Here is a 26772-nt window from a genome sequence, read left to right on the forward strand (position 1 = left end):
AAGGGTGACCTACCCACCGGTGGACAACCTGAGGGTCAGGGTGCCGATTTGTCGACTGAGTACCACCGAGCAGTCGACTTATCCCCAGGTCGAGAAGCCCACCTGTGGATAACTCCTGTGGATAACTAGCAGTACGCCTGTACTACTAGAAACGCCCGTCCTGGCACCGCGCCACCCACTCCGACGCCGCCACGAACTCCGCGTCCGAGGTACCCGGGAACGGCACCGCCACATCCCCCGCGTCGACGACGTCCGCGCGCGGGTACGAGCCCAGGAACCGCACCTCGCGGCAGATCCGCTTCAGCCCCATCAGGGCCTCCGCCACCCGCCGGTCGTTGATGTGCCCCTCGGCGTCGACGCAGAAGCAGTAGTTGCCGATCCCCGCCCCGGTCGGCCGGGACTGGAGCAGCATGAGGTTGATCCCCCGCGTCGCGAACTCGCCCAGCAGATCGCGCAGCCCGCCGGGGTGGTCGTCGCTCTGCCACAGCACGACGGAGGTCTTGTCGGCGCCGGTCGGCGCGGCGGGCCGGGACGGACGCCCGACCAGCACGAACCGGGTCTGCGCGTTCTCCGCGTCGTGGATGCCGGTCTCCAGGGCCTCAAGGCCGTACCGCGCGGCGGCGAACTCGCCGGCGAAGGCGGCGTCGTACCGGCCCTCCTGGACCAGGCGGGCCGCGTCCGCGTTCGAGGCGGCGGACTCCCAGAGCGCGTCGGGGAGGTGCTTCCTCAGCCAGTTCCGCACCTGCGGCTGGGCCGCCGGGTGCGCGGAGACCGTCTTGATCTCGGAGAGCTTCGTCCCCGGCCGCACGAGCAGCGCGAAGGTGATCGACAGCAGCACCTCGCGGTAGATCATCAGCGGGGTGCCCGCGACCAGCTCGTCGAGGGTGGTCGTGATCCCGCCCTCGACGGAGTTCTCGATCGGCACGAACGCGGCCTCGGCCTCGCCGACCCGCACCGCGTCCAGCGCGGACTGCACGGACACGTACGGAACCAGTTGCCGGGTAGCCGTTTCGGGCAACGTCCGCAGAGCGACCTCCGTGAAGGTGCCCTCGGGACCGAGATACGCATAGCTGGCAGGCATGGCCTCACCCTAATGGCCCTTGCGAAACGCGGCCCACGCATCTCACGGTCGAGTGAACCTGCGTGACCTCACCCCTCCAGCAGCGCCTGCCCCACGTACCCACCCTTCTCCGCCCCACCCGGTACCGCGTACAGCCCACTCGACTCGTGCCGGATGTACTTCGACAGCTCATCCCCCCGATCCAGCTTCCGCTGCACCGTCACGAACCCCCGCAACGGATCGGCCTGCCAGCAGATGAACAGCAACCCCGCGTCAGGCGTCCCGTCCGCGTCGATCCCGTCGTGGAACGAGAACGGCCGCCGCAACATCGCCGCACCCCCGTTCTGATCCGGCCGCGAGATCCGCGCGTGCGCGTTGATCGGCACCACCAGATCCCCCTTCGCGTCCACCTTCTCCAGATCCATCGCGGTCGTCTCCGACCCCCCGGACAGCGCCGCGCCGTCCGCCTTCCGCCGCCCGACGACCTGCTCCTGCGCCGCGACGGTCAGCTTCTCCCAGTCGTCGAGGAGCATCCGGATCCGGCGGACGACGGCGTAGGACCCGTTCGCCATCCACGCGGGGTTCTCCGACGACGAGCCGGACGCCGGTACGAAGATCCGCTGATCGAAGTCAGGCTCGGACGGCTTCGGATTGCGCGTCCCGTCCATCTGCCCCATGAGATTCCGCGCGGTCATGGGGTGGGAGGTGGCCCCCGGCGACCGGTTGAACCCGTTCATCTGCCAGCGGACCTTCGCGGCGCTCCCCGCGTCCTTCTGGATCGCGCGCAGCGCGTGAAAGGCGACGAGGGCGTCGTTGGCCCCGATCTGCACCCACAGATCCCCGTCGCTACGAGCCTTGTCGAGCCGGTCCGAGGAGAAACTCGGCAACGGGTCGAGCCCCACGGGCCGCAGCTTCTCCAGCCCGGTCTTCGCGAAGAAGCTGTGCCCGAACCCGAAGGTGATGGTCAGCGAGGAGGGTCCGGCATCCATCGCGATCCCGGTGTCCCCCTGCCCCGCGGCCTCCCCCGCCATCAGCCGCTCAGCGGTCTGCGACCACCGCCGCATCAACGCGACGGCCTGCGCCCGCCCCGCCCCCGCCGCCAGGTCGAACGCCACGACATGCCCACGAGCCTGGAGCCCCTGAAGAATCCCGGGCTGATGTTTCACGTGAAACGCGACCGCCTCCGCCCCCACGGACGTCAACGGCGTCGCCTCACCCGGCGCGGCGGCATACGCGACCCCCGCACCGCCCGCCGCACCGAGCACCAGCCCGGCCGCACCGGCCGTACCGAGCAGCGCCCGGCGTGAAAGTCCTTCCTGCGTAGGCGTTTCCGGGGTCGTACGGGGCTCCGAAAGGGTCACGGTTCAGCCGATCTGCGCGTTCTTGGAGACGGTCGTCTGGTCGATGTCGGAGGTCCGGACGGTGACGGCGATCTTCCACTCGCCGGCCACCGGGATCTGCACTCCGTTCGCCGCCCAGTGACCGGTGGTGATGTGGTCGGGGGTGACGGGCAGGGGCCCGATCTTCTGGGATTCGAGCGTGAAGGAGACCTTCAGCTCGGGGACGTCGATGGGCTGCCCGTTCGCGTCGGTGAGGTAGACGTGCAGCTCGTTGGCCCCGGTCCCGGCGGGGTCCATGTCGACGCTGACGACGCCCTTGCCCTTGGCTCCGCCGGTGTCGAAGCTCATGTCGAGCGTCAGCGCGCCGCCGGTCCCGTCCGAGACGGCACCGGACGACACGGAGTTCGCGGCCTTGGCGTCCAGTTCGGTACGTCCGGGCTCGGTGGACGTGAGGATCGTGGTCACGGCGAGCAGGACGACGGCGACACCGGCCTCGGCGAGCACGGAACGCCGCAGCCCGAACCGGTTCGCGTCGCCGTCCCGCAGCTTCTTCTGCCGGGTGCTGTCTACGGCGGCCTGCTGCCGGGCGAGTTGAGAGGCGCGCTTGGGGTCACCCGTGGCGCTGTCGGCGGAGTCGGCCCCCTTGCGTACGGCGACAGGCTCCTTGACCTGCGCGCCGTCCTCCTCGGCAGCCGACGCCTCTTCGGAATCCGCAGCCCCCTCAACAGCCCCGGCCCCCACCAGCCTCCCCGTCCACCGCCGAGAAACCGAAGCGATCCCCACCAGCACGACCACCAGCCCGATCTTCACCAGCAGCAGCTGCCCGTACGACGTCTCCGTGAACGCCGACCACGACCCGAGCTGCCGCCAGGACTGGTAGATCCCGGTGGCGACCAGCGCCAGCACACTCCCGAACGCGATCTGCGAGAACCGCCGCACGGCACCCGAATCGACGGGATGCTCCACAGGCCCCCGATAAAGCGAGACCAGCAGCGTCACGAGCCCGCCCAGCCACACCGCCACCGCCAGCAGATGCACGATGTCGACCGGCATAGCGATCCCCGCCTGCAACCCCGTCGACGCATGCTCGGCCAACGCCCAGCTAGCAGCCAACCCGGCGGCGACAACCGTCCCCCCCACCGCCAGCCCGAACCGCAGATCCCGCTTCTCCTCGTCGTCCCGCTTGTCATACGCCCCGAACAACACGGCGATGAACAGCGCGGCAGCGGCAAGCAACAGCAGCCGCGACACCAGCGCGGCCCCCGCCTTGGTCTGAAGCACATCCCCCAGCAGCGACAGATCGAAGATGTCCCCGACCTTCCCGGACCCGGTGTACGACCCGCGCACGAGCAGCAGGAACAGCGTCGACGCGGTGAGCGTCAGCCACCCCCCGACGACGAGCCGCTGCACGGCCCGTACGGAACTCCCCCGCGACCAGCAGGCGAGCACGAACGCGGCGCCACCGACGAGGACGATGAACCCGGCGTACGACAGATACCGCCCGGCGTCGTAGAGCGCCCCCACGACCCCGCCCCCGGCTTCCCGCACGGACGCCGAGACGCTGGTCTCGGAGGCGGCCCCGATGGAGAACGTGTACGCCCCGGCGACGGGATGGCTGTCCTCGGAGACGATCTGGTACGTGACCGTGTACGTCCCGTCCGGCAGCCCGCTGCGCAGCGGCACGGCGTACGACGACCCGCCCGTGTTGTTCGCGGCGCCCGCGTCGACCCGGTTCCCCTTGGGGTCCAGGACGCGCACGGAGTCGCGGTCGGTGGCGATCTTCTCGGAGAACGTGAGCGTCACCTGTGTGGGGGCCTGCGCGACCACCGACCCCTGCGTGGGATCGCTGCCGGTGAGCGCGGCGTGCGCGGACGCGGGCGCGGCACCGGCGAGGAGCGCTCCGGTGACGGCCAGGAACAGCAGCACCCAGGTGCGCACGCGCGAGGTGGTGGCCGACGGCATGTGTTTCCCTCCCTCAGTTCCCGGTCTTCGGGACGTACGTCGCCGACTCCACCGGAATCTCGACCTCCATGGCCTTCGATTCGGCGAAGTGCAGGGTCACGGTCACTTTCTCGCCCTGCTTCGGCAGTCGCTCCAGCTTCTCGAACATCAGATGGTTACCGCCGCTCTTGAACACGAGTTGACCGTGCGCGGGCACATCGAGGGAGCTGACCTCGGTCATCGTCCCGCCACTGGTCTCGTGCACGGTGACGGGCCCGGCGGGGCTGGTCACGGACGTCAGCTCGTCCTTCGTACCGCCCTTGTTGCTGATGGTCAGGAACCCGGCGGCCATGGTGGAGACGGGCTGCGGAATGTAGGCGGCGCCGACGGACAGAGCGGGACCGCTCGCGTCGGAGGACCCGCACCCGGCGAGCAGCAGCACCGCCCCGACCCCTGCGGCGGCGAGCCTCACGGCTTGGCTCCCTGCATCAGCTTCGGCAGGTCCTTGATGTAGTCGTCGACGGTCGCCGACTCCGTGTAGAGGACGTAGCCCCCGTCGGTCTTCGGCGAGAACGCGACCACCTGCGTGCCGTGGGTGGAGACCATCTTGCCGTTCTTGTCCTTGTGCGGCGGCTCGATGGTGATGCCGACGGTCCGGGCGGCGGCCTGGATCGTCGCGAAGTCGCCGGTCAGGCCGACGACCTGCGGGTCGATGCCCTTGAGCCAGGAGGCGAGCGCGGCCGGGGTGTCCCGCGCGGGGTCGGTCGTCACGAACACGACCCGCAGCTTGTCCTGCTCGGCCTTCGACAGCTTCGACTTGGCGACGGCGATGTTGTTCATGGTCAGCGGGCACACGTCGGGGCAGTGCGTGTACCCGAAGTACAGCAGCGTCGGCTGCCCCTTGGTCGCGGCCCGCAGGTCGTACTTCTTGCCGGTGGCGTCGGTCAGCACCAGGTTCGGCTTGGTGAAGGGCTGGTCCAGCACGATCGCGGCCTGCTCGCTGGTGTTGCCGCCCTCTTCGACGACCGAGGCGACGGACGAGGAGTTGTCGTCACCGCTCCCGCAGGCGGAGAGGGTGAGCACGGCGGCGGCGAGCAGGGCGGCCGTGGCGTACGTCTTCTTGCGCATGGAGAAATGTCCCAGATGTTCGGAAGGAGACGGGGCGCGCACTGGCGAGAACCGGCGCGCGCCCACGCGGATCAGGCTCAGGCTTCGGGCGATGCGGTACGACGACGTCCCGCGAGCACGCCGTACGCCACTCCGGCGATCCCGACGACGATGCCCACGACACCGAGGACGCGGGCCGTCGTATCGGTGCTGTCGGTGTCGCTGGACGACGCGGCGGTGGTCGTCGTGTTCGCGGCGGCGGCCTCGGTGGCGCCGCCGCCGTGGTGCCCGTCGGCGGACGCGGCGGCCAGCGCCAGGGTCGGGGCCGGGTGCTCGGGCTCCTCGGCGCCGTCCGCCTGGACCTCGATCCAGCGGACGACCTCCTTGTTGTCGTAGGTCTGGAGCGCCTTGAAGACCAGCGAGTCGGTGTCCTCGGGCAGCGCGCCCACCGACAGCGGGAACTGCTGGATGAAGCCGGGCGCGATGCCCTTGCCGGCGGCGGCGGTCCAGGTGACCTTCGTGACGGCCTCGGTGATCTGCTTGCCGTGCACGCTCAGCGGCTTGGCGAGCGTGCCCTTGGTGACGACGACGCTCCAGCCCTCCACCGGCTGCGGCATCACGGACGCGAGCGGGTGGTCGGCCGGGAAGGTGACCTCCAGCTTCACCGTCGACGCGTTGTCGCGCTCGTTCGGGACACGGAAGTCGACGACCGCGTACCCGCCCTTGGCGGCGGTGCCCTCCGCGACGACGGAGACGTGCGCGAAGGCGGGGGAGGACAGCGCGAGGACGGCGGTCCCGGCGACGGCGGAAGCGGCGAGGAGACGACGGGGGTTCATGGCACTCCACGGTGAGTGGGTCGGGTGAGGGCGCACGCGCGCGTGCGTATGCCGCCCGACGCCGGCCACTCCCCTGGGAGGCGGTCCGTCGTGTCAGGCGGCGAGGGTGAGACCCGAAACCGGCGGCCCTCGCCGTACGACCGTGTGCTGAAGCTCCGCGTGCCGCAGCCGAGGCGGCGCGAGCTGATCCGCGCGGGGAGTGTGGATGCCGGGTACGCCGGGCAGCCCCGCGAGCAGCGCGCGCACCAGCGTGAGCGCCCCGCGCAGGGACCGTACGAGCGCCCCCTCGGCGACCCCGCGCACCGACAGGTCGATCAGCCGCAGCAGCGCGCTGTCCCCGCGCCGCAGGAGCCAGCCGGCGGCGACGGCCGCGAGGACGTGGCCGAGCAGCATCGGCAGGGACGGCAGCAGCTCGGGTTCGCCGACGGGCACGGGGTGCGCGGCGGCGTCGTACACCCGCGCCTCGGTGAGGATGCGGTACGCGTGTTCCGGGCTGATCGCGGCGACCGTCGTCCCGCACAGCAGGCGCGCGGCCTGTGCGACGAGGTCGGCGTCGGGGGTGGGTGCCATGCCCGGCATGGACGCCATCGAGGCGCCGCCGGACGTGTGCTGGCCGAGGCCGAACACCACGTGCAGCGCGGTCTGTCCGGCCGCGAGCAGCGCCACGATCCCCGGCAGCGAGCGTTCCCGCCCGCACAGCGGAGCGACGAGCGCGCACATCACCAGGAACCCCGCCCCCAGCGTCCACACCGGGATCGTCGCGCACGACGCGAGCGCGTGTCCGACGGCGGCCAGCACGACGCAGACCGCGGCGAACACCGCGGCCCGGATCAGCCGGAGGGGGACAGTCATGGCGGGCTCATCATCGCACTGGGCGAATCGGCGGCGGACGGCAGGTCCGGGGGAGACGCGGGGAGCTTTCTGAGGTGCGCATACACCGATTCCGGCCCCGCACGCATCCGCCACATGGGCGGGATCACGCGGAAATCGCGCTTACATCAGCCCTCAGGGGGCAATAGGTATCGGTATGTCGAGCCGCGACCAGAGCCGCGACCAGGAGGCTGGAACATGAGCATCTGGTGGTCACTGCATCTGCGGCGCGACGCCGCGAGCGTGCCCCTCGCACGGCGTCTGCTGCTCGGCACGATGGAGACGGCCGGTGTCGATCCCGACGTCTGCTACGACCTCTCCGTCGCGTTGAGCGAGGCCTGTGCGAACGCCGTCGAGCACGGCGGGGGGACCACGTCCGAGGCGTTCCGCGTCACCGCGTACCTGGACGGCGAGAAGTGCCGTATCGAGGTCACCGACTCCGGGCCCGGGTTCGCGCAGGCCGGGAGAACGCCGAGAGTCTCCGCCGCCGACGCGGAGGCGGGGCGCGGCCTCTTCCTCATCCAGCAGCTCGCCGACCACGTCCACATCGGCAACAAACCCGGCCTCGGCGGCGCGGTCGTCAGCTTCGACAAGATCCTCAAGTGGCGCGAGAACGCTCCGCTGGTCGCGGTGTGACACAGCTCCCTCTCAGCGCATCCTCAAGAAACTGACGGCCACGTCTCCTACCTTCCTGGGCATGACGGGAACCCGCAAGGGCGCCTCCCAGGAGGTACGCCGATGAAGAGCCCCGCCGACGACGCACTCGCGCGAGCCGCTGTGGACGCGCTGACCGGCCAGCTCGCGTTGGCACCGAAGCCGGGGTTGCCGGACCCGCGGGACGTGGCGGCGCGGGTCACTCGACGGGATCACGTGGGTCTGCGGTGGTCGGCGCGGGCGCTGACACCGGGTCTCGCGGCGATGGCAGCGGCGGCGAGACGGACGGGCGAGGCGACGCCGGGGCTGCGGGCGGAGCTGGGTTCGATAGGGCGCTGCACGGAACACTCCGTGGGCTTGGCGGGAGGCGGACACCGGGGCGCGCTGTGGACCCTGGGACTGCTGGTCGCGGCGGCGGCCCTGGACCCCCTGGCCCGTGGCGAGGACGTCACCACGACGGCCAAACGCATAGCAGCCCACCCCGACCGCACGGCCCCTCGCCGCCCGTCCCGGGGCTCGACGGTCTCGGCGAAGTACGGAGCAGCGGGCGCAAGAGGAGAAGCCCGAGCGGGTTTCCCTCACGTCCGCAGAGCACTGACGACCCTGTCGACGTCCCGCACAGCGGGCGCATCCGAGGAGGAGGCCCGCCTGAACGCCCTCCTGACGGTGATATCGACCCTCCAGGACACAGAACTCCTGCACATGGCGGGCCCGTTGGGCTTGAGGCACGTCCAGGCGGGGGCGAGGGGAGTGCTGGAGGCGGGCGGGGTGGCGACGGGGGAGGGGAGGGTGGCGTTGGAGGAGTTCGACGGGGACTTGAACGAACGGAACTGGAGCCCAAGGGGAAGCGCAGGACTCTTGGCAGGCGCTCTCTTTGTGGACGCCCTACCAGCAACGCCCTAGGGGCGCGGGGAACTGCGCGACCAGCCACAGACAACCCGCACCCCGCAGTGATGGCCAGACACCCCTTTGGAACCCGGCCATCCCCACAACCTCAGCCCTTAAGCGAAGCCATCCAAGACTCCACCTCATCCCCCTGCCGAGGCAGCCCATCGGACAAGTTCCGGTTCCCCTCCTCCGTCACCAGGATGTCGTCCTCGATCCGCACCCCAACCCCCCGATACTCCTCAGGCACCGTCAGATCATCAGCCTGGAAATACAACCCGGGCTCAACGGTCAACACCATCCCCGCCTCCAACGTCCCGTCCACATACGACTCCACCCGAGCCGCAGCACAGTCGTGAACGTCCATCCCCAGCATGTGCCCGGTCCCATGCAAGGTCCACCGGCGATGAAGCCCCAGCTCCAACACCCGCTCCACAGGCCCCTCGACAAGCCCCCACTCGACAAGCCGCTCGGCCAACACCCGCTGAGCCGCGTCATGGAAGTCCCGATACTTCGCACCGGGCCGCACAGCCGCGATCCCGGCCTCCTGAGCGTCGTACACCGCGTCATACACCCGCCGCTGCACATCACTGAACCGCCCGTTGACGGGAAGAGTCCGAGTCACGTCGGCGGTGTAATACGTGTGGGTCTCGACCCCGGCATCGAGCAGCAGCAGCTCACCCGACCGCACAGGCCCGTCATTCCGCACCCAGTGCAAAGTACAGGCGTGCGCCCCGGCGGCGGCGATCGTCCCGTACCCGACGTCATTCCCCTCGACCCGAGCCCGAAGGAAGAACGTCCCCTCGATGTACCGCTCGGACGTCGCCTCGGCCTTGTCGAGGACCCGCACGACGTCCTCGAACCCGCGCACGGTCGAGTCGACAGCCTTCTGGAGCTCCCCGACCTCGAACGCGTCCTTGACGAGCCGCGCCTCGGAGAGGAAGACCCGCAGCTCCTCGTCCCGCTCGGCGGTGACCTTGTCGTGGAGGGCGGCCTCGATGCCGGCGTCGTACCCACGGACGACGCGGACGGGCCCGGTCGCCTCGCGGAGCGCGTCCGCGAGCTCGCGGACGTCGGATACGGGAACCCCGTACACCTGCTCGGCCTCGGAGAGGGAGTGCCGGCGCCCGACCCACAGCTCGCCCTGCCCGGAGAGCCAGAACTCGCCGTTCTCGCGGTCGGAGCGGGGGAGGAGGTAGAGGGTGGCGGTGTGCCCGCCGGAGGCGACGGGCTCCAGGACGAGGACGCCGTCCTCGGTCTGGTTGCCGGTGAGGTACGCGTACTCCACGGACGCCCGGAACGGGTAGTCCGTGTCGTTGGACCGCACCTTGAGGTTCCCGGCGGGGACGACGATCCGCTCACCGGGGAACCGCGCGGACAGCGCGGCCCGCCGGGCAGCCGTCTCGGCGGCCTGCGGAATCGCGGTGAGGTCCCGCAGCTCCGTGTCGGCCCACCCGGACTTCATGTTCTCGGCGAGTTCGTCCGAGACCCCGGGGTACAGCCCGTTCTTGCGCTGCTTGACCGGCTCCTCGGTGTCGCCTTCCGGGGTGAGCTCGTCAGCCACGGTCTTCCTCCTCCATACGGCACGGGACCGTCCCACGACATCGGGACTGCCCCCATCGTACGGATGTGCGGAATCCGGCAAACCCCTCTATAGAGCTATCTTCCTCCGTCCCCCCACAGAGCTACCGGTCCTACTCGAACCGCGCCGCCAGCAGCACGACGTCCTCCGCGCCGCCCGCCCCGTCCGGCACCATCGCCCGCAGCACATGGTCCGCGACGGCCCCGGGGTCGCCCCGCAACGCCTTCGGCACCCCGGCGGCAGCCGCGTGCAGGCGCGTGAACGCGCGGTCCACGGGATCGCCGGTACGCCTGAGCAGGCCGTCCGTGTAGAGCAGAACCGTCTCTCCGGGTTCCGCCTCCAGCTCGACGCTCGGCGCCTCCCAGCACGACAGCATGCCGAGCGGCGCGGAGACGGACGTCTCGACGAACTCCGTACGCCGGTCCCCGACGAGCAGCGGCGGGCAGTGTCCGGCCCCGGCGAGGGTGATCTTCCGCAGGGCGGGCTCGCAGTAGGCGAACAGCGCGGTGGCCGAGCGGGCGGGTTCGGTGAGCCGCAGGAGGAGTTCGAGGTCGGACAGGACGGCGACGGGGTCCTCGCCCTCCATCACGGCGTACGCGCGCAGGGAGGCCCGCAGCCGCCCCATCGCGGCGACGGCGCTGGGCCCGGCGCCGGTGACGGACCCGACGGACAGCCCGAGCGCGGCGTCCGGCAACGGCAGTGCGTCGTACCAGTCCCCGCCACCCCGCGCCCCGCGCTGATGCCGCGCGGCGAGCTGCACCCCGGCCACGCGGGGCAACCGCGAGGGCAGCAACTCCTCGGAGATCGTCGCCATACACGCGCGCGTGCTCTCGACCTCCAGCAACCGTCCGACATGCGCCGCCGCGAACCGCACGTACAGCTCGACGAGATGCCGCCGCCGCTCATCGGGGGCCCCGGGTTCGTCGTACAGCCAGACAACGGCACCGGAGAAGCCCGGCCGCGCCACGGGGTCGGGAGTGTCGGCGGCGCTGCGAACGCCGGGGACACGGACCCCTCCGGGGACGCCGGAGTCGCATGCAGCGCCGGTGCCGCTGGACCCGCTGGGGACAAGGGAGTTGCCGGGAACGCCGGAGGCGACGGCCTCGTCCGGTCCCCCCGTCCCCGCCGACCCCCCTCTCCCCGTCAACCGCCCGAACCCGACCCCCGTCCCGCCCCCGGCAACCCCGCCCCCCGCATCCCGCTCCAACCGCACCCCGTACACCGCCGCATACCCCAACCGCCCCGCCACCTCGCGATGCCGTGGATCCAGCCCCTCCTCCGCGAACAGATCGGCGACGATCAACTCCCGTTCCGTGCGGCCGTCGAGGAGCCGGCCGTGGGGGAGGGACGCGCGCGGGACCGTCTCCAGGCTGCCGAGGGCCGCGCGGTCGAGGCCGAGCGCGGTGGTCGTGGCGGGGCCGTCGGAGGGTTCGAGGGCGACCAGGCCGCGCGCCGCGCCGACGAGGGCCGCGCCCGCGCGCAGGAGCTCGTCGAGGGCCTCGGGGAGCGTGTCCGTACGGGAGACACGTTCCGTGAGTTCGTGGAGCGTCGTGAGGTCCGAGACCCAGCCGGCGAGCCGGTCCTGGAGGGCGGTGCCGGGTGCCGGTGTGCAGGTGGGGGCCGTGGAGGGCAGCGGGACGGCCGCGGCGGGCGGGCCCGCGGACACGGGCGCGGCAGTGTGGGCGGGTGCGGGAACCGTGGAATCGATTCCGGCCACTTTCGGAGGGTGAGGGGCGTTCATGGCGTCCGGCTCTCGGACCGGTGCGTTTTGCTCAAAAGCATCGCAAACCCCCATGTCATTCTGCTCATTCTGCACCGCCGGCAGTGTCTCCACATCTACACGCACTCGTGATGGGATGTCCAGCATTGTCCTATCGGGATTCCCGGTGTCCGGGAGGTGCTCATGAACGGAGAGTGAGTCTTGGACAGAAATGCAAAGTTGGCTTAAAACCGCCTCGGGTTCCGGGTGATTGAGGTCGACTGGCCTTGTTCCACAGAGCGTCACACCGGTCGTGATGGGTACGTACTCGGTAGGGATTCAGGGGTGGTGCCAGCCGCCCGGAACCTGGTGACCCGACCCGGGCGTCATAGCCATCGACGACCGAGCCCCATCCTCCGTGGCGGAGGCGGAGAGAAATACGCGGGACGGCAAAACGCCAGACTTCGCCACCCCCCGCCATGCCCAGGCTTTTGCGCGACGCAGTTCAGGGGTTCCTCTTGCCCGGTGCAAGGGTGTGATGCGCCAACAGGTACGCACAGTGAAGTGATCGACACATGGTGTGATGTGGCCCACGGTGTTGCCAGCGGTGCAACGGAAAGGAACGAGCGCTCATGCGCGAGATCCTCGGAAGGCGACGCAGGCTTCTGTCCCAACGCGGCGACGGGATGCCTGAGTTGATCGAAGCAGCACTGACCTGCGCGACGCAGTGGCAGTGGCCCGTGCTCCCCGGCGCACCGGCCGACCCGGAGAGCCGGTCCCGGTGCTCCTGCCCCGACCCGGGCTGCACGATGCCCGGTGCGCACCCCTTCGACCCCGGCCTCCTCGCGGCGACCACCGACGGCCGGATGGTCCGCTGGTGGTGGACGAACCGCCCGACGGCCCCGATCATCCTGGCGACCGGCGCCGCAGCGCCCTGCGCGATCAGCCTCCCCGCGCGCGCGGCGGCCCAGGCCCTCGTGGAACTCGACGCGAAGGGCATGCGCCTCGGCCCCGTCGTCGCCGCGCCCGCGCGCTGGGCGATCCTCGTCAAGCCGTACTCCATGGAACAGCTCGGCGAACTCCTGTACGCGAAGGACTACGTCCCCGGCTCGCTCCGCTTCCACGGCGAGGGCGGCTACCTCGCCCTCCCGCCCTCCCTCTCGGGCCAGGGCGACATCCGCTGGGAGCGCGCACCGCTGCCCGGCTCGGCCACGCCCTGGGTGCCCGACGTGGAGGCCGTGGTCGACACGGTCGTCGACGTCCTCACTCGTACGGGTGTGAGCGCCCCCGAGTTGTAGGGCCGCCCGGCGCGGAACGGGCCGTACGCGCACGCGTGCTCGTTATCTTCCCGCTATGAACCTTCGCCTCCTCGCCCTCGGTGCCACGGCCCTGTGCGCCGTCGTGCTCCCTCTGACCCTCGCGTCGGCGGGCCCGGTGGGTGAGGAGGGGAACGTGCTCGACGACGCCGTACGGACGGTCGTCCCGCCGTACGAGCCGCGTCCTTACGACGATCCCAAGCCGGCCGCATCGCCGTCGCCCGCGCGGCTGCTGGGCCTCGGGATCGCCACCGCCGCGCGCTGCGGTCCCGAACTCGCCTCGCCGGACGGCGTGGAGGCGCAGACGTGCGTCCTGACGCAGGGCGCGGACACCTGGGCGCGGACCTACTACCGCAACGGCACCGGACGCGCCCTGGAGGCCGTCCTGAGCCTCCTGGGGCCCGACGGGCGGACGGTCGGGCTGCGGTGCGCCGTCGGCGCCGGGGACGAGCCCACGAGCTGTGAGACGCCGCGTGAGCGGACGCGGGGGGAGCTCGACGGCTACAGCGCCGTGTCGGAGTTCGCGCACGGGGACGACGGGCCGCTGCTGCTGCGCTCCGGGAGCAACTCCGCACCGGAGACGGGGAGTTGACGCATCGCGCCGGACTGTGAAGCGGCGCGGGTTTGCCACAGAGGCATGAAAAGACCCGGTTGCTGGCGACGGGGGATGCACCAGCAACCGGGCTACTCGAACCGTAACAAGAGATCGGCTCCAAGCAAATTCGATCTCGCGTTTTCTTTCGGGTTCCGGAGGCTTTCCGGACAACCGCTGAGCGGCGGTTTCCGGCGCCGACCGGCCTTACGGGGTACGGGAGTTGTGAGCGGAGTCACCCGCTCGGGCGAGTCCCGCGTCAGCTCAGGGTGACCTGGCGGTTCGTCAGACCGCCGCGCGCGCGGCGCTCGTCCGGGGTCAGCGGGGCGTCCGTGGCCAGGGCCGCCGCGAGGCGCTCGGCGAACTCGGCGGCGGGCTTCTCGACGTCCTCCGCGCGGACCTCGCTCGGCAGGTCCCAGACCGGCACGGTCAGGCCGTGCGCCCGGAAGGAACCGACCAGACGCGTGCCCTCGCCGAGACCCGCGGCGCCGGCCGCGTGCAGGCGCGCGAGAGCGTCCAGAAGACGCTCCTCCGCGTACGGCATGACCCACCGCAGGTGGTTCTTGTCCGGCGTCTCGCACCAGTACGCGGCGTCCACGCCCGACAGCTTGACCGTCGGGATCACGGCCTCGTTCGCGCGCTCCAGGGACGCCGTCACGTCCGCCGTCGCGTGCTCGGTGTCCGGCACCCAGAAGTCGAAGCCGGGCCGGACAACTGGCTCGAACCCGCCTTCGGGATCCAGCAGATCCTGGAGCCGGGGACCGTCGGCGGGCGTACGGCGACCCTGTACGGGCGTACCCGGCTCGGCCTCCAGCGCGCGCAGGAGGTTGTCGGCGAGGTCCCGGCTGACGTCCCCGGACGCGGTGTCGTTCTGGAGGCCCAGCAGCACGGACCCGTCGTCACGCCGCAGCGCCGGCCACGCCATCGGCAGCACGGTGGCGAGCGTCACGGAGGGCACCCCGTCAGGCAGCCCGCCCTTGAGCGTCAGCTCGGCGGTGGCGGCGGGCACCAGCTCCCTGAGCGCGACCCAGTCGCACTCCCCCGCGAGCCCCTCGAACGGCCGGTGCACCAGCTCGGTGACCGCCTGCGCCGCCGCCCGGCCGTGACACGCCTTGTACCGACGGCCGCTGTTGCAGGGACACGGCTCCCGCGCCCCCACGACCGGGATCTCTCCGGCGGTCACCTGAGGCCCCTGGGCCTTGGTCTGGGGTCGCTTCTTGGCCATCGACTGTCTCCCGGGTACGGCTGGTCTGGTACGCCGGGAGCCTAGTCGAGATCGTCGAAGTCCAGCCCTGTCAGCGACGGCGTGACCCCGTCGGCGAAGTCCGTGCGCGCGTCCGGGTCGTGGACGTCGTTGTGGACGACGACCCAGACGGTGACCTCGCCGTGGATGTCGTCGCGGACCCCCCAGTCGTGCGCGAGCGCGGAGATGATGTTCAGCCCCCGGCCGCCGTGCGCGGTGACGGAGGGGTGGGCCGGGGAGGGGCGGGTCGGGCCGCCGCCGTCCGTGACCTCGACGACCAGCCGCCCCCGCGCGTCGACCCGCCAGGCCGCGCGGACGTCGCCGTCGCCCGCGAGCGCGTCACCCAGCGGCCGTCCGTGCTTGCACGCGTTGCTGAGCAGTTCCGACAGGATCAGTACGGCGTCGTCGATGACCGCTTCGGAGACCCCGCCGCCGCGCAGCTGGTCCCGCATACGGTGTCTCGCCGCGCCCACGCCCGCAGGGCCATGCGACACGGCCATGCTCGACGACGTGGGCACCTCTTGTGCCACCACCAACGCCACCCCCGAGACCTCCTTCGCCCCACGCCACCGAGTGGATGCCCCCTTGGCCTGTACCGGAAACCGGTGGATGTCCGTCCGCTGACGCATTCTTCACACCGGTACACGCACCGAACGCGCCGGTGCACACCCCGTGACGACTACGGCGTCCTGAGGTGCCGCAGCACCGCCCCCGGCCGGTTCGTGATGATCGCGTCGACCCCCAGCCCCACGCACAGGTCGACGTCCTCCTCCTCGTTGACCGTCCACACGTGCACCTGGTGCCCCGCCCGCTTCAGCCGCTCCACGTACGCGGGATGACTGCGCACGATCCGCATCGACGGCCCCGCGATCCCCACCCCCACCGGCAGCCGCCCGTCCCGCAGCCGGGGCGAGACGAACTGCATCAGGTACACGGTCGGCAGCGTCGGCGACGCCGCGCGCACGCGGTGCAGCGACCGCGCCGAGAAGCTCATGATCCGTACGGCGGACTCGGCCGGATCGGCCGGCGCGTCCAGCCCGAACCGCTTCAGCAGCGCGAGGAGCCGCTCCTCCACCTGTCCGGCCCAACGCGTCGGGTGCTTCGTCTCGATCGCCAGCTCCACCGGCCGTCCCGCGTCCGCGACGAGTTCGAGCAGCCGCTCCAGCGTCAGCACGGACGTGTGCTCGCGGTCCTCGGGGCGGAACTCCCAGTCGGGCTCCTCCTCGTCCCCTACGCGCGCGCGGGCGGCCCGTTTCGTCTTCCAGGAGCCGAAGTCGAGCGTGTTCAGCTCGGCCAGCTCCAGCGCGGACACCGCCCCGCGCCCGTTGGACGTCCGGTTGACGCGCCGGTCGTGCACACAGACGAGGTGCCCGTCCGCGGTCAGCCGTACGTCGCACTCAAGGGCGTCGGCGCCGTCCTCGATGGCCTTGCGGTACGCGGCGAGGGTGTGCTCGGGGGCCTCCTCGGAGGCGCCTCGGTGGGCGACTACCTGGATGTGGTGCTGCCGTGCGTGGGTCACCGCGCCATGGTCCCATCGGCGTGGGGTGTGCGAGATCCGGGACGGGCGTCTGAGAACCGTCTGAGATGTTCTGCGTGAGTGCCCGGTATGTCCGTCGTATCGTCTGATATCGCACATAAGGAAGCCTCGCCGACCCACAGGCACCGCTTATGGTGCTCTGACGGCCTGTGGGAAAAGCTTGAAGCGTAGAGGCAACGCACACTCGACAGACAGCCGTGGACCGAGGAGAAGACGCTGTGAGCACCGAGAACGAGGGCACCGAGGTACCCCCGGCCCCGTCCGCACCTCCCGTGCCGGTGGACTCTCCGACGACGGCCGCGGACGCGGGCGTGCGGGACGCGGCGGCGGGCGCGGGTGCCGAGGGCGACTGGCCTCCGCCGGCTCCCCAGCAGCAGCCCGCCCAGGACCCGTACGCGCACACGCAGAGCGCCCCCCAGACGCCCCAGCCCCCGAGCGCGGCCCCGTACGACAGCTACGGCACCGCCCCCGCGCCGACCGCCGTCGACGCCTCGTGGCCTCCCCCGGCCCCGCCCGTCCCGTCGTACGCGGACGGCGGCGCGGGAGCCGGCGGCGCGTGGGGTGCGGCGTACGGGCAGGAGCCCGCGCCCCGGCGCAAGGGGCGCGGCGGGCTCGTCGCGGCGGTGCTCGCGGCGGCGCTGGTCGCCGGTGGTCTCGGTGGCGCGATCGGCTACACGATGGCCAAGGACAACGACGACGGCGGCTCGACGACCGTCTCCGCCTCGGACAGCGGCGGCTCGGTCAAGCGTGACGCCAGCACGGTCGCGGGGGTCGCCCAGCGCGCGCTCCCCAGCACCGTCACCATCCAGGCCGAGTCCAGCAGCGGCGACGGCGGCACCGGCACCGGGTTCGTCTTCGACACGCAGGGGCACATCGTCACCAACAACCACGTCGTCGCCGAGGCGGTCGACGGCGGCAAGGTGACGGCGACGTTCCCGAGCGGCAAGAAGTACGACGCGGAGGTCGTCGGCCACGCGCAGGGGTACGACGTGGCCGTCATCAAGCTCAAGAACGCGCCCTCGGACCTGAAGCCGCTCACCCTCGGCGACTCCGACAAGGTCGCCGTCGGCGACTCGACGATCGCGATCGGCGCCCCCTTCGGGCTGTCCAACACGGTCACGACCGGCATCATCAGCGCGAAGAACCGTCCCGTCGCCTCCTCGGACGGCAGCGGCAGCAGCAGCTCGTACATGAGCGCGCTCCAGACGGACGCCTCGATCAACCCCGGCAACTCCGGCGGCCCGCTCCTGGACGCGCAGGGCAACGTCATCGGCATCAACTCCGCGATCCAGTCCAGCAGTTCCGGCGGCCTCGGCACCGGCCAGGCCGGCTCGATCGGCCTCGGCTTCGCCATCCCGATCAACCAGGCGAAGTACGTCGCCCAGCAGCTGATCAAGACCGGCAAGCCGGTGTACGCGAAGATCGGCGCGTCCGTGTCGCTGGAGGAGGGCACCGGCGGCGCGAAGATCAGCGACCAGGGTTCGGTGGAGGCGGGCGGCCCCGCCTCGAAGGCCGGCCTCAAGGCGGGCGACGTCATCACCAAGCTCGACGACACGGTCATCGACTCCGGGCCGACCCTGATCGGCGAGATCTGGACGCACAAGCCGGGTGACCAGGTGACGATCACGTACGAACGCGGCGGCAAGACCCAGACCGCGGAGCTGACGCTGGCGTCGCGGACGGGCGACAGCTGACGATTTGCCGTACGGGTAAGGGGCGCTCTCCATGGAGGGCGCCCCTTACCCGTTGTGGGCGCCTTCCGTGACGTACGTGTTCCCGACTATTCTGGGAACTCGAATAGTCGGGAAGTCGGGGGGATGACGGTGAGTACGGCGTTGACGCGGGCGGTTCTGCCGCTCTGTCTCCTCGGGGTCCTGGACGCAGGGGAGCGCGACTACGGCTACGCCCTCCTGAGCCGGCTCGACGAGGCGGGACTGTCGGGGGTGAAGCCCGCGACGCTCTACCCCGCGCTCGCGCGGCTGGAGGAGGAGGGTGCGGTGGAGATCGAGTGGGGGGCCGGGGAGGGCGGACCGGGCCGCAAGTACTACCGGATCACCGAAGAGGGCCGGGAGCGGCTGCGGCGGGACAGGGCGATGTGGGGGGAGCTGACGGGTGTCGTCGGCACGCTTCTGAAGGGGGCCGGGGCATGACGGTTGAGGGGAGCTACGGCAGGACCGGTGGAGAGGGCGACGGCGGGACCGGCGAGGGGAGCCGCGGTATGACCCTCACCTGGCAGCGCGCTGCCGATGAGCAGTGGGCGGCGGCGGTGGAAGCGCGCCTCCTCCTGAACCCCCAGGTCCCCGAGGACCTCCCCGCCCGCGTCCTCGCCGAGGCCCACGAGGCGGTCACCGACTCGGGCCGCACCGCCACGGACCTCTTCGGCGACCCGCACGACTACGCCCGCACGGTCACCGAGGAACGCGTCGACGACACCCACCGCGCCGGCCGCGACGCCCAGGGCATGACCCCGACGGACCGCCTCCGGACGTACCTCGCGACGCTCGGCGGCGTGGGCGTGTTCCTGGGCGTGGCGGCCTGGCTCGACGAGGGCTTCTGGCTGCACCCGAGCTGGTCGTCGCTGACGGCGTCCGGGACGGTGCTGGGGGTCGTCGTCCTGCTGATCATCGCGATGGCGATGCGGGCGGCGGGCCGGCGTACGCGAGGCTTCGGGGCAGGAGCCCTCGCTGTTTTCGCCGGGGGCGTCACGGCGTCCACACTCCTACCGGAGGAACCGTCCTTCGCCCTACCCGCCCTAACCCTGACGGCAACGGGCCTGGCCCTGAGCATCGCGGCACTCACGCTCCCCGTTCCGGACCGCTGGTTCGCGCCCCGCCCCGGCGACTGGCCGACCCACCTCGAAGCTCTCCTTCGTACCCGCCACGCCATGCCGCGCGCCGAGGCTCGCGCGCACGTGGAGGAGGCTCGCCGGCATCTGGACGGAGGCGTCCCGGAGGAGGTGTTCGGCCCGGCCGACGTCTACGCCCTCCAGCTCGCCGACGGCCCCCGCCGTACGCGCCGCCTGGCGCACCGCGAGCGCAACGCGACAACGGCCTTCACGGTCTTGGCCGTTGCCTTCTCCTGGGATGAACTCCACCCGTCGTCATCGATGTTCTGGGTGTACGTCGCGGGGCTCACGTGCCTGGTCGGGTACACGGCTCTCATGTGGCTGCGCCCGGACAGGACCTAGGTGTGGGTGGTCTGCGCGGAGGAGCGATCGCCGACCGAGAAGGTGGATTCCGCCACGCTCCCGATGTGGACCTGCGTGGACGGCTCGGGTTTCTGCGTGAGGAAGTCGCGCAGGGTACGGCCGGTCGGTGCGACGTGGGGCGTGACGGCGACCAGCAGCGCGCCGCCGACGACCACGGCGGCGAGCCTGCCTGCGTCCCCGAGCAGCGAGACCAGCGGCGGGACGGCCACCAGCAGGAACGCCAGCGTGAAGAAGGTGGGTACGTGTTCCCGGTCCTGCTTCCTGCGCGCCGCCGACCGCTCGTGGAACTCGACGTCCCCCTCGTCGTTGTGCGCGAACACCTTCCAGCCGGACACGTCGGGCGCGGACACGGACAGCCGTAGCGCCAGGGTCTGCCCCCGCTCCAACTGGGCGACGCTGAACACCACTTCACCGGCGTCCTGCTCCCGCTCGGGCCGCCGGACCACCCCCATCTCCCGCTCCGGCGCGGACGTGGGCGTGGCCTCGATGACCTGAGCCCCCGTCGGCAGCCGGAACCTCAGCTGCTCGTCCTTCACGACCCGGTTGCCGGTGTTCTCGACCCGGAACTCGATGGAACTGAGCCCGTCGATGGAGACCCCGTTGTAGCTGAGCCGCAGCCGCTGCCGGATCGAATCGTCCGTGGAGACCATCGCGTTGTGCACCTCGGCCTCCCACGACAGCCGTTTCACCGGCTCCCGCCGCATCTTCACCCGCTCGATGGCCACGGTCCCGAGCACCCCGACGACGGTCCCCACGACGGCCACGACGAGATTCTGCTGAAACTCACTGAGCCCAGCGGCCAAGACCACACCCGACCCCATACCCGTACGCCCCTCCCGTCGACCGGCGAGGTCACGATAACCACTCGCCCCCCTGCCGGGGTGGCGAGTCGGCGACGACCTTGTGAGGTTCTCCACCCCACCCACCACGCACGCCGCGGCCCCCCGCTGCCGGGTACGCTGTACCCGCTCCGTCCCAGGTGGAACCGGAGCGAGGTGGGTTGCCCGAGCGGCCTAAGGGAACGGTCTTGAAAACCGTCGTGGCAGCGATGTCACCGTGGGTTCAAATCCCACACCCACCGCAGGTGAGAAGGGGTGCTCCTCGGGAGAGGGGCGCCCCTTTCGGGTTGGGTCAGAGTTCGTTGTCGTGGGCCAGGTCCTCCCACTCCAGGGCGCGTAGGCGCTTGTCCGCGTTCGTGCCCGTCGGGACCTCGGGGGTCTGCTGGAACCAGACGACCGTGAGGGTGGAGCGGTGGAGGACGGGGTCGAGGGCGGGGGAGACCGGGGTGGAGTGGAAAGAGGCCACGCAGGCCACCGGGGGGAGGACCTCCATGGGGCCGAAGGGGCCCTTGGGGTTGTCGGTGGGGTATTCGCGTGGGGGTTCCACCAGGTGGACCGGTGTACGGGGGGTGTCTCGTTCCGCGCCCCGCAGCAGGCCGTTGATCTTCATGTCGTTCACGCGGGCGCAGGGGTAGCCCTCCAGCAGGCCGCCGTACGTGGAGGAGAGCCGGATGTCGGAGAGCTCGACCGCACGGCCGGACAGGAGAACGACTCGGGTCAGGGACATGGTCGGAAACCTTAGGCGTGTCGTGGGCCGGAGTTCCCACTTTTACCCACGAAAGCGCTCCTTTTCGCTACCGGGCGCTCCGATTCGCGCCGTTTCGGGGGTAGTTCGGGGGGTGGGGCTCGGATCTTGGTATGGGGATTCGGTGACGCTGTACGCCCCCGGCGGCCTCACCTCCGTACGCCCCCCTCTCCCCGCCACCCCGTAAGTCGAGCCGCTGACGCCAGAGTTGACCGCGCCTCCCGTTCCGTCAGCCCCGTGCGGAGCGCTGCTTCGAGCAACTCCCCCGACAGGGCAAGGCCGTTCTCGTACGCACGGCAAGCCGCCCAGAACAGACGGGTGTTGCGTTGGCCTTCGTGGGCGGAGAGGACGAAGTGGACCAGTCCCTGGCCGTGTTGGAACCCTGACCCTGACCCCGTCCTGGAACTTGACCCGGCCCCGGAGCCCGACCCGGCCCCGGTGTTGGAGCCCGCCCCGGTCCCCGACCTGGCTCCGGAGCCCAACCCTGCCCTGGACCTCGATCCGGCTCCGGCGCCCGACCCGGACCCGGACTCGGCGTTGGAGCCCGACCTGGAGCCAGACCCCGAGTCGCCCCCCGCCCTGGAGCCACCCCCGCCCCCGAAGCCAGACCCACCCCCGGCGCCGCCGCGAGAACCCCCCACCCACCCCGGCGCAACCAGCAACCGCAGAAGCGCCCAAGGACACGCCGCCGGTGCCAGATGCCCCGTCCCCGGCGCCACCCCGTACACCCCCCGCTCCGTACGAGACCCCGGCCCGACCAGATAACCCCCCGCCCCCCGAATATCGATCCCCGGCGCAAGCCGCCCCGCCGAGTTGGGGACGACGACCTCCGGCGGCCCGGTGAGCCAGAGATGCCGGCCTCCGGACGGCGTGATGACGACGACCGTCGGCGGGATGGTGAAGAGGTGGCGCAAGCCCAACTCCCGCAGCGCGCCAGTGGAATCCGTATCCCCCTTCGTATCGAGGTCGACCCCGATGAGCCGATGCGGCGGCAGCCCGCAGGCGATGCCGTACCCGGTCGCCCACGGCGCCATCGCGAAGAGCGCACGGATCCGCGCCGGATCGGCCGTCGCGTCGTACACCCCGTGCCCGGGGCGCCCGCATTCGCCGTGGCAGGGCGGGGTGCCGGGGGGATCGAGGCGGTGGGGGGAGCGCAGCGCCGGGAGCTTGGTGCGGGACAGGGGGATGACGGCCAGGCCGCGTTCGGCGGCCGAGAGCGCGTGGGCGAGGGCCAGCGTGGTGGCCTGCCGGTCGGTGGTGGCCATACCCCCAGTTTCGCACACTCGTTCGAAAAACGGGAGGGGGCGCAGACCCGGACGGCGGTACGGGACCCCGTCACCGGCCGGACTGCCGGAACGCTTCACCCCATGCGGCGTACGGGATACGGCCCCCACGACGCGCCCGGGAAGTGACGGCACGCGAAGAACGGTAGTGAAAGGGGTTTATCGACTGGTCATCACGCTTGCGTGCTAATCAGGCCGTAGGGGGTGGTTGTCCGGGGGTCCGGTGGGCAACTCTGATCTCGCGACGTCGTCAGCACCACCGGGACGGTCGGCCAACTGCCCCGGTAACAGCCGTAGTTCATGCAATCCCGGCCCCAGGCCGGGTTCTCTGGAGGAACAACATGGCAAGCATCCGTACCGCCCGCATCGTCGCCGCCGTCTCCGCCCTCCCGCTCGCCGCCGCTCTCTTCACCGGCGTCGCGGCGGCGGACAACGGCGGCTTCGCGGACGACGGATCGAACGCGGGCGTCGCCAGCATCATCGGCAGCGGCGTGGCCGGCGACAACAACGGCAACTCGTCCACCACGCAGCAGAACGCCGTGGGCTCCGGCGCGACCAACCAGAGCAACACGGCCCAGGTGAACGGCTCCGCGTTCACGGCCATCAACCAGGGCAACCACAACGTGCAGGTCACCTTCGCCCCGCTGTGGTGGTGACCCGCTGACCCGGGAGGGCCGGCGCACCGGCACCGGCCCTCCGACCGAGCGTGGGGTGTGTTCACCGGGGTGGTAGACGTCTGCGCGGCGAGGCTCTCGGGCTTCGCCGCGCAGGCGTTTGCACGCATCCCAGCGCGCTTCAACTGGCGGCCCGTCCTTGACAGTTCAGATGATCTGACGGACAGTCAGAAATCTTCCAGCCGGGGGGAGCGCGCCATGCCGGACGATTCCTACGAGCAACAGCTCAAGGCGTACGAGGGCCTGCCCGCAACCGTCGCCGGACTCGCCAAGGACCCCGTGAACGCCCCCATGATCCGCCACTGGTGCGAGGCGCTCGGCGACACGAACCCCGCGTACACCGGCCCCGACGCGATCGCCCCGCCCACGATGCTCCAGGTCTGGACGATGGGCGGCCTCTCCGGACACCCGTCCCGCACGGACGCGTACGAGCAACTCCTCGCGCTGCTCGACGAGTTCGGCTGTACGGCGGTCGTCGCGACCGACTCGGAGCAGGAGTACGTCCGTCCCCTGCGCGTCGGCGAACGGGTCACGTTCGACTCGGTGATCGAGTCGGTGTCGGCGCGCAAGTCCACGAAGCTCGGCGTCGGCCACTTCGTGACGACGCGCACCGATCTCCGCGTGGAAACCGGCGAGTTGATCGGAACGCACCGCTTCCGCATCCTCAAGTACGCACCGGCAGCCCCGAAGAAGGACGCCCCCCGCCGCCCCCGCCCCGTCATCAACCGCGACAACTCCCCTTTCTGGGACGGCATCCGGCACCACCGCCTCCTCCTCCAGCGCTGCACCGCCTGCACGACCCTCCGCTTCCCCTGGCTCCCCGGCTGCACGGAGTGCGGCTCCCCGGACTGGGACACGCAGGAGGCGTCCGGCGAGGGCACGGTCTACTCGTACGTCGTCATGCACCACCCCCCGTTCCCGGCCTTCGACCCCCCGTACGCCGTGGCTCTCGTCGAACTCGCGGAAGGGCCGAGGCTGGTGAGCAACGTGATCGGCGTGCCGTACGACAAGGTCCGCATCGGGATGCCGGTGACGCTCGAATTCCGGGCGTACGACGAGGAGTTGACGCTTCCGGTGTTCCGCGCGGGGGAGGAATCGGCATGAGGGAAGGCGCCCAACTTCCGCCGCTGACCATCGAGATCACCCGCACGCTGATCGTCGCCGGTGCCATCGCGTCCCGCGACTACCAGGACGTCCACCACGACCCCGAAGCCGCCCGCGCCAAGGGCTCCCCGGACATCTTCATGAACATCCTCACGACCAACGGCCTTGTGGGCAGGTACATCACGGACCACTTCGGGCCCAACGCCCGTCTGCGCAAGGTCGCCATCAGGTTGGGAGCCCCCAACTATCCCGGAGACACCATGCAGTTGACGGGCCAGATCGAACGGGTCGAGGGCGACGAGGTGACGGTCCGGGTCACCGGCGACAACAGCCGGGGGCGGCATGTGACGGGCACCGTGCAGGTGACGGTCCGATGACCCTCGCCGGACGCGCGGCCATCGTCGGCATCGGCGCCACCGAGTTCACCAAAGACTCGGGCCGCAGCGAACTCCGCCTGGCCGCAGAGGCCGTACGCGCCGCGATAGCCGACGCCGGTCTCAGGCCGACGGACGTCGACGGCATGGTGACGTTCACGATGGACACGAACCCCGAGATCACCCTCGCGCAGGCATGCGGGATAGGCGAGTTGGGGTTTTTCGCCCGGGTCCATTACGGCGGTGGCGCGGCGTGTGCGACGGTCCTGCAAGCGGCGATGGCGGTGGCGACGGGAGTCGCGGAGGTCGTCGTCTGCTACCGCGCCTTCAACGAACGCTCGGGCCGCAGGTTCGGCTCAGGAGTGACCCGGCGTGAGCCGTCCGCGGAAGGCGTCGCCCTCGGCTGGACCCTCCCCTTCGGCCTCCTCACCCCGGCGTCGTGGGTCGCGATGACGGCCCAGAGGTACCTGCACACGTACGGCCTAACTCCAGAGGCGTACGGCCACGTAGCGGTCGTCGACCGCAAGCACGCCGCCACCAACCCCGCCGCGTACTTCTACGGTCGTCCCATCACCCTGGAGGACCACGCGGCGTCGCGCTGGATCGTCGAACCCCTGCGCCTCCTCGACTGCTGCCAGGAGACGGACGGCGGCCAGGCGCTGATCGTGACGACCCCGGAGCGCGCGCGGGACCTGGCGCGGCCCCCCGTACTCGTCGCGGCGGCGGCGCAGGGCGCGGCGAAGGGGCAGGAGGCGATGACCGGCTTCTACCGGGGCGACCTGGCGGGACTCCCCGAGATGGGGGTGGTCGCGCGGAAACTCTGGCGAGCCTCCGGGCTGACGGCCGCCGACATCGACGTAGGGATCCTCTACGACCACTTCACGCCGTTCGTCCTCATGCAGCTGGAGGAGTTCGGGTTCTGTGGTCCTGGAGAGGGAGGGGACTACGTCGCCGAGGAGCGGCTTCCCCTGAACACGCACGGGGGGCAGCTCGGGGAGGCGTACCTCCACGGTATGAACGGTATCGCCGAGGCCGTACGGCAGCTGCGCGGGACGGCGGTCAACCAGGTGCCCGGCGCCGGGACCGCGCTCGTCACGGCGGGTACCGGGGTGCCTACGTCGGGTCTGGTTCTTACGGCGGACAGATGATTCCCCAGGGGTCATCCCGTAGTACCTGGGTATCAGCGCTCCACCTTCAGGAGGTGGGGCCAGCACCACCCCTACAACCTGAGGGGGATTCTTCTTCGGGACCTGCGGGCGATCCGGACCACGAGGTCTCCCTCCTAGCGTGGAGACATGACCACACCCGTCTGCACCAGCGCTGCGAACCGCGGGGCGCGGACCACCGTCCGCCCGGGGTACCCGTCGTTCGCGTCCTACGTCCGGGACCGGCAGCCGGTGCTCCTGCGCACCGCCCGCTCGCTGACCGCGAACCCGTGCGACGCGGAGGATCTCCTCCAGACCGCCCTGGCGAAGACGTACGTCGCCTGGGACCGCATCGAGGACCACCGAGCGCTCGACGGCTACGTCCGCCGCGCCCTCCTCAACACGCGTACGTCCCAGTGGCGCAAGCGCAAGGTCGACGAGTTCACGTGCGACGAGCTGCCCGAGCCGGAGCACACGCTCGGCTCCGCCGAGGACCCGGCCGAACAACAGGCCCTCCACGACGCGATGTGGCGAGCGATCCTGAAGCTCCCCGCGCGGCAGCGGGCGATGGTAGTCCTCAGGTATTACGAGGACCTCAGCGAGTCACAGACGGCGGAGGTGCTGGGCGTCTCGATCGGCACGGTGAAGTCGGCGGTGTCGCGGGCACTGGGCAAACTCCGCGAGGACCCGGAACTGGAGCTGGCCCGCGACTGAGGGACGGCGCTGAGGCTTCACGGC

General features: G+C 71.0%; 27 protein-coding genes and 1 tRNA gene. 13 read left to right on the forward strand and 15 right to left on the reverse strand.

Going from position 1 to position 26772, the window contains the following annotated elements; genetic code table 11:
• Positions 1 to 145: 145 nt before the first annotated feature.
• The 7 genes from pheA to J8M50_RS03540 form a co-directional block, all read right to left on the reverse strand.
• Positions 146 to 1081 carry a prephenate dehydratase gene (gene pheA, locus J8M50_RS03510; RefSeq protein WP_010354136.1) on the reverse strand — a complete coding sequence of 312 codons (936 nt, stop codon included), beginning with the start codon at positions 1079 to 1081 and terminating at the stop codon, positions 146 to 148.
• A 68-nt stretch (positions 1082 to 1149) separates the two neighbouring features.
• The gene (efeB, locus tag J8M50_RS03515) at positions 1150 to 2421 is read right to left on the reverse strand and encodes an iron uptake transporter deferrochelatase/peroxidase subunit (RefSeq protein ID WP_029183916.1); all 1272 of its coding nucleotides are present in this window, start codon (positions 2419 to 2421) and stop codon (positions 1150 to 1152) included.
• A gap of 3 nt (positions 2422 to 2424) precedes the next feature.
• Entirely contained in the window at positions 2425 to 4362 is a 1938-nt protein-coding gene (locus tag J8M50_RS03520; protein WP_010354140.1) for a copper resistance CopC/CopD family protein, read from the reverse strand.
• 13 nt (positions 4363 to 4375) lie between these two features.
• Positions 4376 to 4813 (reverse strand): copper chaperone PCu(A)C, encoded by a 438-nt coding sequence (locus J8M50_RS03525; RefSeq protein WP_010354141.1) that lies wholly within the window; start codon positions 4811 to 4813, stop codon positions 4376 to 4378.
• Entirely contained in the window at positions 4810 to 5469 is a 660-nt protein-coding gene (locus J8M50_RS03530) for an SCO family protein (protein WP_010354142.1), read from the reverse strand. Before J8M50_RS03530 ends, J8M50_RS03525 begins: the two co-directional genes overlap by 4 nt.
• A 77-nt stretch (positions 5470 to 5546) precedes the next feature.
• Complete coding sequence (locus tag J8M50_RS03535) at positions 5547 to 6284, reverse strand: YcnI family copper-binding membrane protein (protein WP_010354143.1); 738 nt, start codon at positions 6282 to 6284, stop codon at positions 5547 to 5549.
• A 93-nt stretch (positions 6285 to 6377) separates the two neighbouring features.
• Positions 6378 to 7136 carry a hypothetical protein gene (locus J8M50_RS03540; RefSeq protein ID WP_010354144.1) on the reverse strand — a complete coding sequence of 253 codons (759 nt, stop codon included), beginning with the start codon at positions 7134 to 7136 and terminating at the stop codon, positions 6378 to 6380.
• Positions 7137 to 7352: 216 nt separating this feature from the next.
• On the opposite strand from J8M50_RS03540, the gene J8M50_RS03545 reads away from it, so the two are divergent.
• Positions 7353 to 7790 (forward strand): ATP-binding protein, encoded by a 438-nt coding sequence (locus J8M50_RS03545; RefSeq protein ID WP_010354145.1) that lies wholly within the window; start codon positions 7353 to 7355, stop codon positions 7788 to 7790.
• 102 nt (positions 7791 to 7892) lie between these two features.
• Entirely contained in the window at positions 7893 to 8711 is an 819-nt protein-coding gene (locus J8M50_RS03550; protein ID WP_010354146.1) for a triphosphoribosyl-dephospho-CoA synthase, read from the forward strand.
• A gap of 91 nt (positions 8712 to 8802) precedes the next feature.
• On the opposite strand, the gene J8M50_RS03555 is transcribed toward J8M50_RS03550, so the two are convergent.
• Both J8M50_RS03555 and J8M50_RS03560 read right to left on the reverse strand, forming a co-directional pair.
• Positions 8803 to 10257, reverse strand: a complete 1455-nt coding sequence (locus tag J8M50_RS03555) for an aminopeptidase P family protein (protein WP_010354147.1) — start codon at positions 10255 to 10257, stop codon at positions 8803 to 8805.
• Between the two features lie 130 nt (positions 10258 to 10387).
• Positions 10388 to 11992, reverse strand: coding sequence for a PP2C family protein-serine/threonine phosphatase (locus J8M50_RS03560; protein ID WP_010354148.1), 1605 nt, complete (start codon positions 11990 to 11992; stop codon positions 10388 to 10390).
• A gap of 614 nt (positions 11993 to 12606) precedes the next feature.
• Between J8M50_RS03560 and J8M50_RS03565 the strand changes: the two genes are divergently transcribed.
• Entirely contained in the window at positions 12607 to 13272 is a 666-nt protein-coding gene (locus J8M50_RS03565) for a bifunctional DNA primase/polymerase (RefSeq protein ID WP_010354149.1), read from the forward strand.
• A 55-nt stretch (positions 13273 to 13327) separates the two neighbouring features.
• Positions 13328 to 13882 (forward strand): hypothetical protein, encoded by a 555-nt coding sequence (locus J8M50_RS03570; RefSeq protein WP_010354150.1) that lies wholly within the window; start codon positions 13328 to 13330, stop codon positions 13880 to 13882.
• A gap of 259 nt (positions 13883 to 14141) precedes the next feature.
• On the opposite strand, the gene J8M50_RS03575 is transcribed toward J8M50_RS03570, so the two are convergent.
• From J8M50_RS03575 to J8M50_RS03585, 3 genes are read right to left on the reverse strand one after another with little or no spacing between them, the layout of a single operon-like run.
• A complete protein-coding gene (locus J8M50_RS03575; RefSeq protein WP_010354151.1) occupies positions 14142 to 15107 on the reverse strand; it encodes a DUF5926 family protein in 966 nt (321 codons plus the stop codon).
• Positions 15108 to 15148: 41 nt separating this feature from the next.
• On the reverse strand, positions 15149 to 15754 hold the full coding sequence (locus J8M50_RS03580) for an ATP-binding protein (RefSeq protein WP_063133262.1): 606 nt from the start codon (positions 15752 to 15754) through the stop codon (positions 15149 to 15151).
• A 50-nt stretch (positions 15755 to 15804) separates the two neighbouring features.
• Positions 15805 to 16644: a glycerophosphodiester phosphodiesterase gene (locus J8M50_RS03585; RefSeq protein WP_010354154.1), complete on the reverse strand. Its 840-nt coding sequence runs from the start codon at positions 16642 to 16644 to the stop codon at positions 15805 to 15807.
• A 236-nt stretch (positions 16645 to 16880) separates the two neighbouring features.
• On the opposite strand from J8M50_RS03585, the gene J8M50_RS03590 reads away from it, so the two are divergent.
• The 3 genes from J8M50_RS03590 (at position 16881) to J8M50_RS03600 (ending at position 19849) form a co-directional block, all read left to right on the forward strand.
• On the forward strand, positions 16881 to 18356 hold the full coding sequence (locus tag J8M50_RS03590) for a S1C family serine protease (protein ID WP_059044600.1): 1476 nt from the start codon (positions 16881 to 16883) through the stop codon (positions 18354 to 18356).
• A 123-nt stretch (positions 18357 to 18479) separates the two neighbouring features.
• Positions 18480 to 18812 carry a PadR family transcriptional regulator gene (locus tag J8M50_RS03595; protein WP_010355944.1) on the forward strand — a complete coding sequence of 111 codons (333 nt, stop codon included), beginning with the start codon at positions 18480 to 18482 and terminating at the stop codon, positions 18810 to 18812.
• Positions 18809 to 19849 (forward strand): hypothetical protein, encoded by a 1041-nt coding sequence (locus J8M50_RS03600; RefSeq protein WP_141655603.1) that lies wholly within the window; start codon positions 18809 to 18811, stop codon positions 19847 to 19849. Before J8M50_RS03595 ends, J8M50_RS03600 begins: the two co-directional genes overlap by 4 nt.
• On the opposite strand, the gene J8M50_RS03605 is transcribed toward J8M50_RS03600, so the two are convergent.
• Positions 19846 to 20634 (reverse strand): hypothetical protein, encoded by a 789-nt coding sequence (locus J8M50_RS03605; protein WP_223786154.1) that lies wholly within the window; start codon positions 20632 to 20634, stop codon positions 19846 to 19848. The two genes, J8M50_RS03600 and J8M50_RS03605, sit on opposite strands and share 4 nt — an antisense overlap.
• Positions 20635 to 20864: 230 nt before the next feature.
• Here J8M50_RS03605 and J8M50_RS03610 point away from each other — a divergent pair.
• Positions 20865 to 20951 (forward strand) — tRNA-Ser (locus tag J8M50_RS03610).
• 50 nt (positions 20952 to 21001) lie between these two features.
• Here the strand turns inward: J8M50_RS03610 and J8M50_RS03615 are convergent.
• Both J8M50_RS03615 and J8M50_RS03620 read right to left on the reverse strand, forming a co-directional pair.
• Complete coding sequence (locus J8M50_RS03615; RefSeq protein WP_010355941.1) at positions 21002 to 21436, reverse strand: hypothetical protein; 435 nt, start codon at positions 21434 to 21436, stop codon at positions 21002 to 21004.
• 167 nt (positions 21437 to 21603) lie between these two features.
• Positions 21604 to 22719 carry a bifunctional DNA primase/polymerase gene (locus J8M50_RS03620; RefSeq protein WP_010355940.1) on the reverse strand — a complete coding sequence of 372 codons (1116 nt, stop codon included), beginning with the start codon at positions 22717 to 22719 and terminating at the stop codon, positions 21604 to 21606.
• A gap of 359 nt (positions 22720 to 23078) precedes the next feature.
• On the opposite strand from J8M50_RS03620, the gene J8M50_RS03625 reads away from it, so the two are divergent.
• The 5 genes from J8M50_RS03625 to J8M50_RS03645 all read left to right on the forward strand — a co-directional run bounded on the left by J8M50_RS03625 (position 23079) and on the right by J8M50_RS03645 (position 26748).
• Complete coding sequence (locus tag J8M50_RS03625) at positions 23079 to 23393, forward strand: hypothetical protein (protein ID WP_010355939.1); 315 nt, start codon at positions 23079 to 23081, stop codon at positions 23391 to 23393.
• A 216-nt stretch (positions 23394 to 23609) separates the two neighbouring features.
• A complete protein-coding gene (locus tag J8M50_RS03630; protein WP_010355938.1) occupies positions 23610 to 24515 on the forward strand; it encodes a bifunctional MaoC family dehydratase N-terminal/OB-fold nucleic acid binding domain-containing protein in 906 nt (301 codons plus the stop codon).
• Positions 24512 to 24892 (forward strand): MaoC family dehydratase, encoded by a 381-nt coding sequence (locus J8M50_RS03635; protein ID WP_010355937.1) that lies wholly within the window; start codon positions 24512 to 24514, stop codon positions 24890 to 24892. The genes J8M50_RS03630 and J8M50_RS03635 overlap by 4 nt, the downstream gene beginning before the upstream one ends.
• Entirely contained in the window at positions 24889 to 26037 is a 1149-nt protein-coding gene (locus J8M50_RS03640) for a lipid-transfer protein (protein WP_010355936.1), read from the forward strand. The genes J8M50_RS03635 and J8M50_RS03640 overlap by 4 nt, the downstream gene beginning before the upstream one ends.
• 147 nt (positions 26038 to 26184) lie before the next feature.
• A complete protein-coding gene (locus tag J8M50_RS03645) occupies positions 26185 to 26748 on the forward strand; it encodes a SigE family RNA polymerase sigma factor (RefSeq protein WP_010355935.1) in 564 nt (187 codons plus the stop codon).
• The last annotated feature ends 24 nt before the right edge of the window (positions 26749 to 26772 follow it).

This window comes from Streptomyces acidiscabies (assembly GCF_020010905.1).
Lineage (GTDB): Bacteria > Actinomycetota > Actinomycetes > Streptomycetales > Streptomycetaceae > Streptomyces > Streptomyces acidiscabies.

Coding starts and splice junctions, on each gene's coding strand:
- J8M50_RS03565 (WP_010354149.1), top strand. CDS start 12,607: ATGCGCGAGATCCTCGGAAGGCGACGCAGGCTTCTGTCCCAACGCGGC.
- J8M50_RS03615 (WP_010355941.1), bottom strand. CDS start 21,436: ATGTCCCTGACCCGAGTCGTTCTCCTGTCCGGCCGTGCGGTCGAGCTC.
- J8M50_RS03600 (WP_141655603.1), top strand. CDS start 18,809: ATGACGGTTGAGGGGAGCTACGGCAGGACCGGTGGAGAGGGCGACGGC.
- pheA (WP_010354136.1), bottom strand. CDS start 1,081: ATGCCTGCCAGCTATGCGTATCTCGGTCCCGAGGGCACCTTCACGGAG.
- J8M50_RS03645 (WP_010355935.1), top strand. CDS start 26,185: ATGACCACACCCGTCTGCACCAGCGCTGCGAACCGCGGGGCGCGGACC.
- J8M50_RS03520 (WP_010354140.1), bottom strand. CDS start 4,362: ATGCCGTCGGCCACCACCTCGCGCGTGCGCACCTGGGTGCTGCTGTTC.
- J8M50_RS03620 (WP_010355940.1), bottom strand. CDS start 22,719: ATGGCCACCACCGACCGGCAGGCCACCACGCTGGCCCTCGCCCACGCG.
- J8M50_RS03595 (WP_010355944.1), top strand. CDS start 18,480: ATGACGGTGAGTACGGCGTTGACGCGGGCGGTTCTGCCGCTCTGTCTC.
- J8M50_RS03550 (WP_010354146.1), top strand. CDS start 7,893: ATGAAGAGCCCCGCCGACGACGCACTCGCGCGAGCCGCTGTGGACGCG.
- J8M50_RS03570 (WP_010354150.1), top strand. CDS start 13,328: ATGAACCTTCGCCTCCTCGCCCTCGGTGCCACGGCCCTGTGCGCCGTC.
- J8M50_RS03625 (WP_010355939.1), top strand. CDS start 23,079: ATGGCAAGCATCCGTACCGCCCGCATCGTCGCCGCCGTCTCCGCCCTC.
- J8M50_RS03540 (WP_010354144.1), bottom strand. CDS start 7,136: ATGACTGTCCCCCTCCGGCTGATCCGGGCCGCGGTGTTCGCCGCGGTC.
- J8M50_RS03635 (WP_010355937.1), top strand. CDS start 24,512: ATGAGGGAAGGCGCCCAACTTCCGCCGCTGACCATCGAGATCACCCGC.
- J8M50_RS03545 (WP_010354145.1), top strand. CDS start 7,353: ATGAGCATCTGGTGGTCACTGCATCTGCGGCGCGACGCCGCGAGCGTG.
- J8M50_RS03640 (WP_010355936.1), top strand. CDS start 24,889: ATGACCCTCGCCGGACGCGCGGCCATCGTCGGCATCGGCGCCACCGAG.
- J8M50_RS03630 (WP_010355938.1), top strand. CDS start 23,610: ATGCCGGACGATTCCTACGAGCAACAGCTCAAGGCGTACGAGGGCCTG.
- J8M50_RS03575 (WP_010354151.1), bottom strand. CDS start 15,107: ATGGCCAAGAAGCGACCCCAGACCAAGGCCCAGGGGCCTCAGGTGACC.
- J8M50_RS03580 (WP_063133262.1), bottom strand. CDS start 15,754: ATGCGTCAGCGGACGGACATCCACCGGTTTCCGGTACAGGCCAAGGGG.
- J8M50_RS03535 (WP_010354143.1), bottom strand. CDS start 6,284: ATGAACCCCCGTCGTCTCCTCGCCGCTTCCGCCGTCGCCGGGACCGCC.
- J8M50_RS03530 (WP_010354142.1), bottom strand. CDS start 5,469: ATGCGCAAGAAGACGTACGCCACGGCCGCCCTGCTCGCCGCCGCCGTG.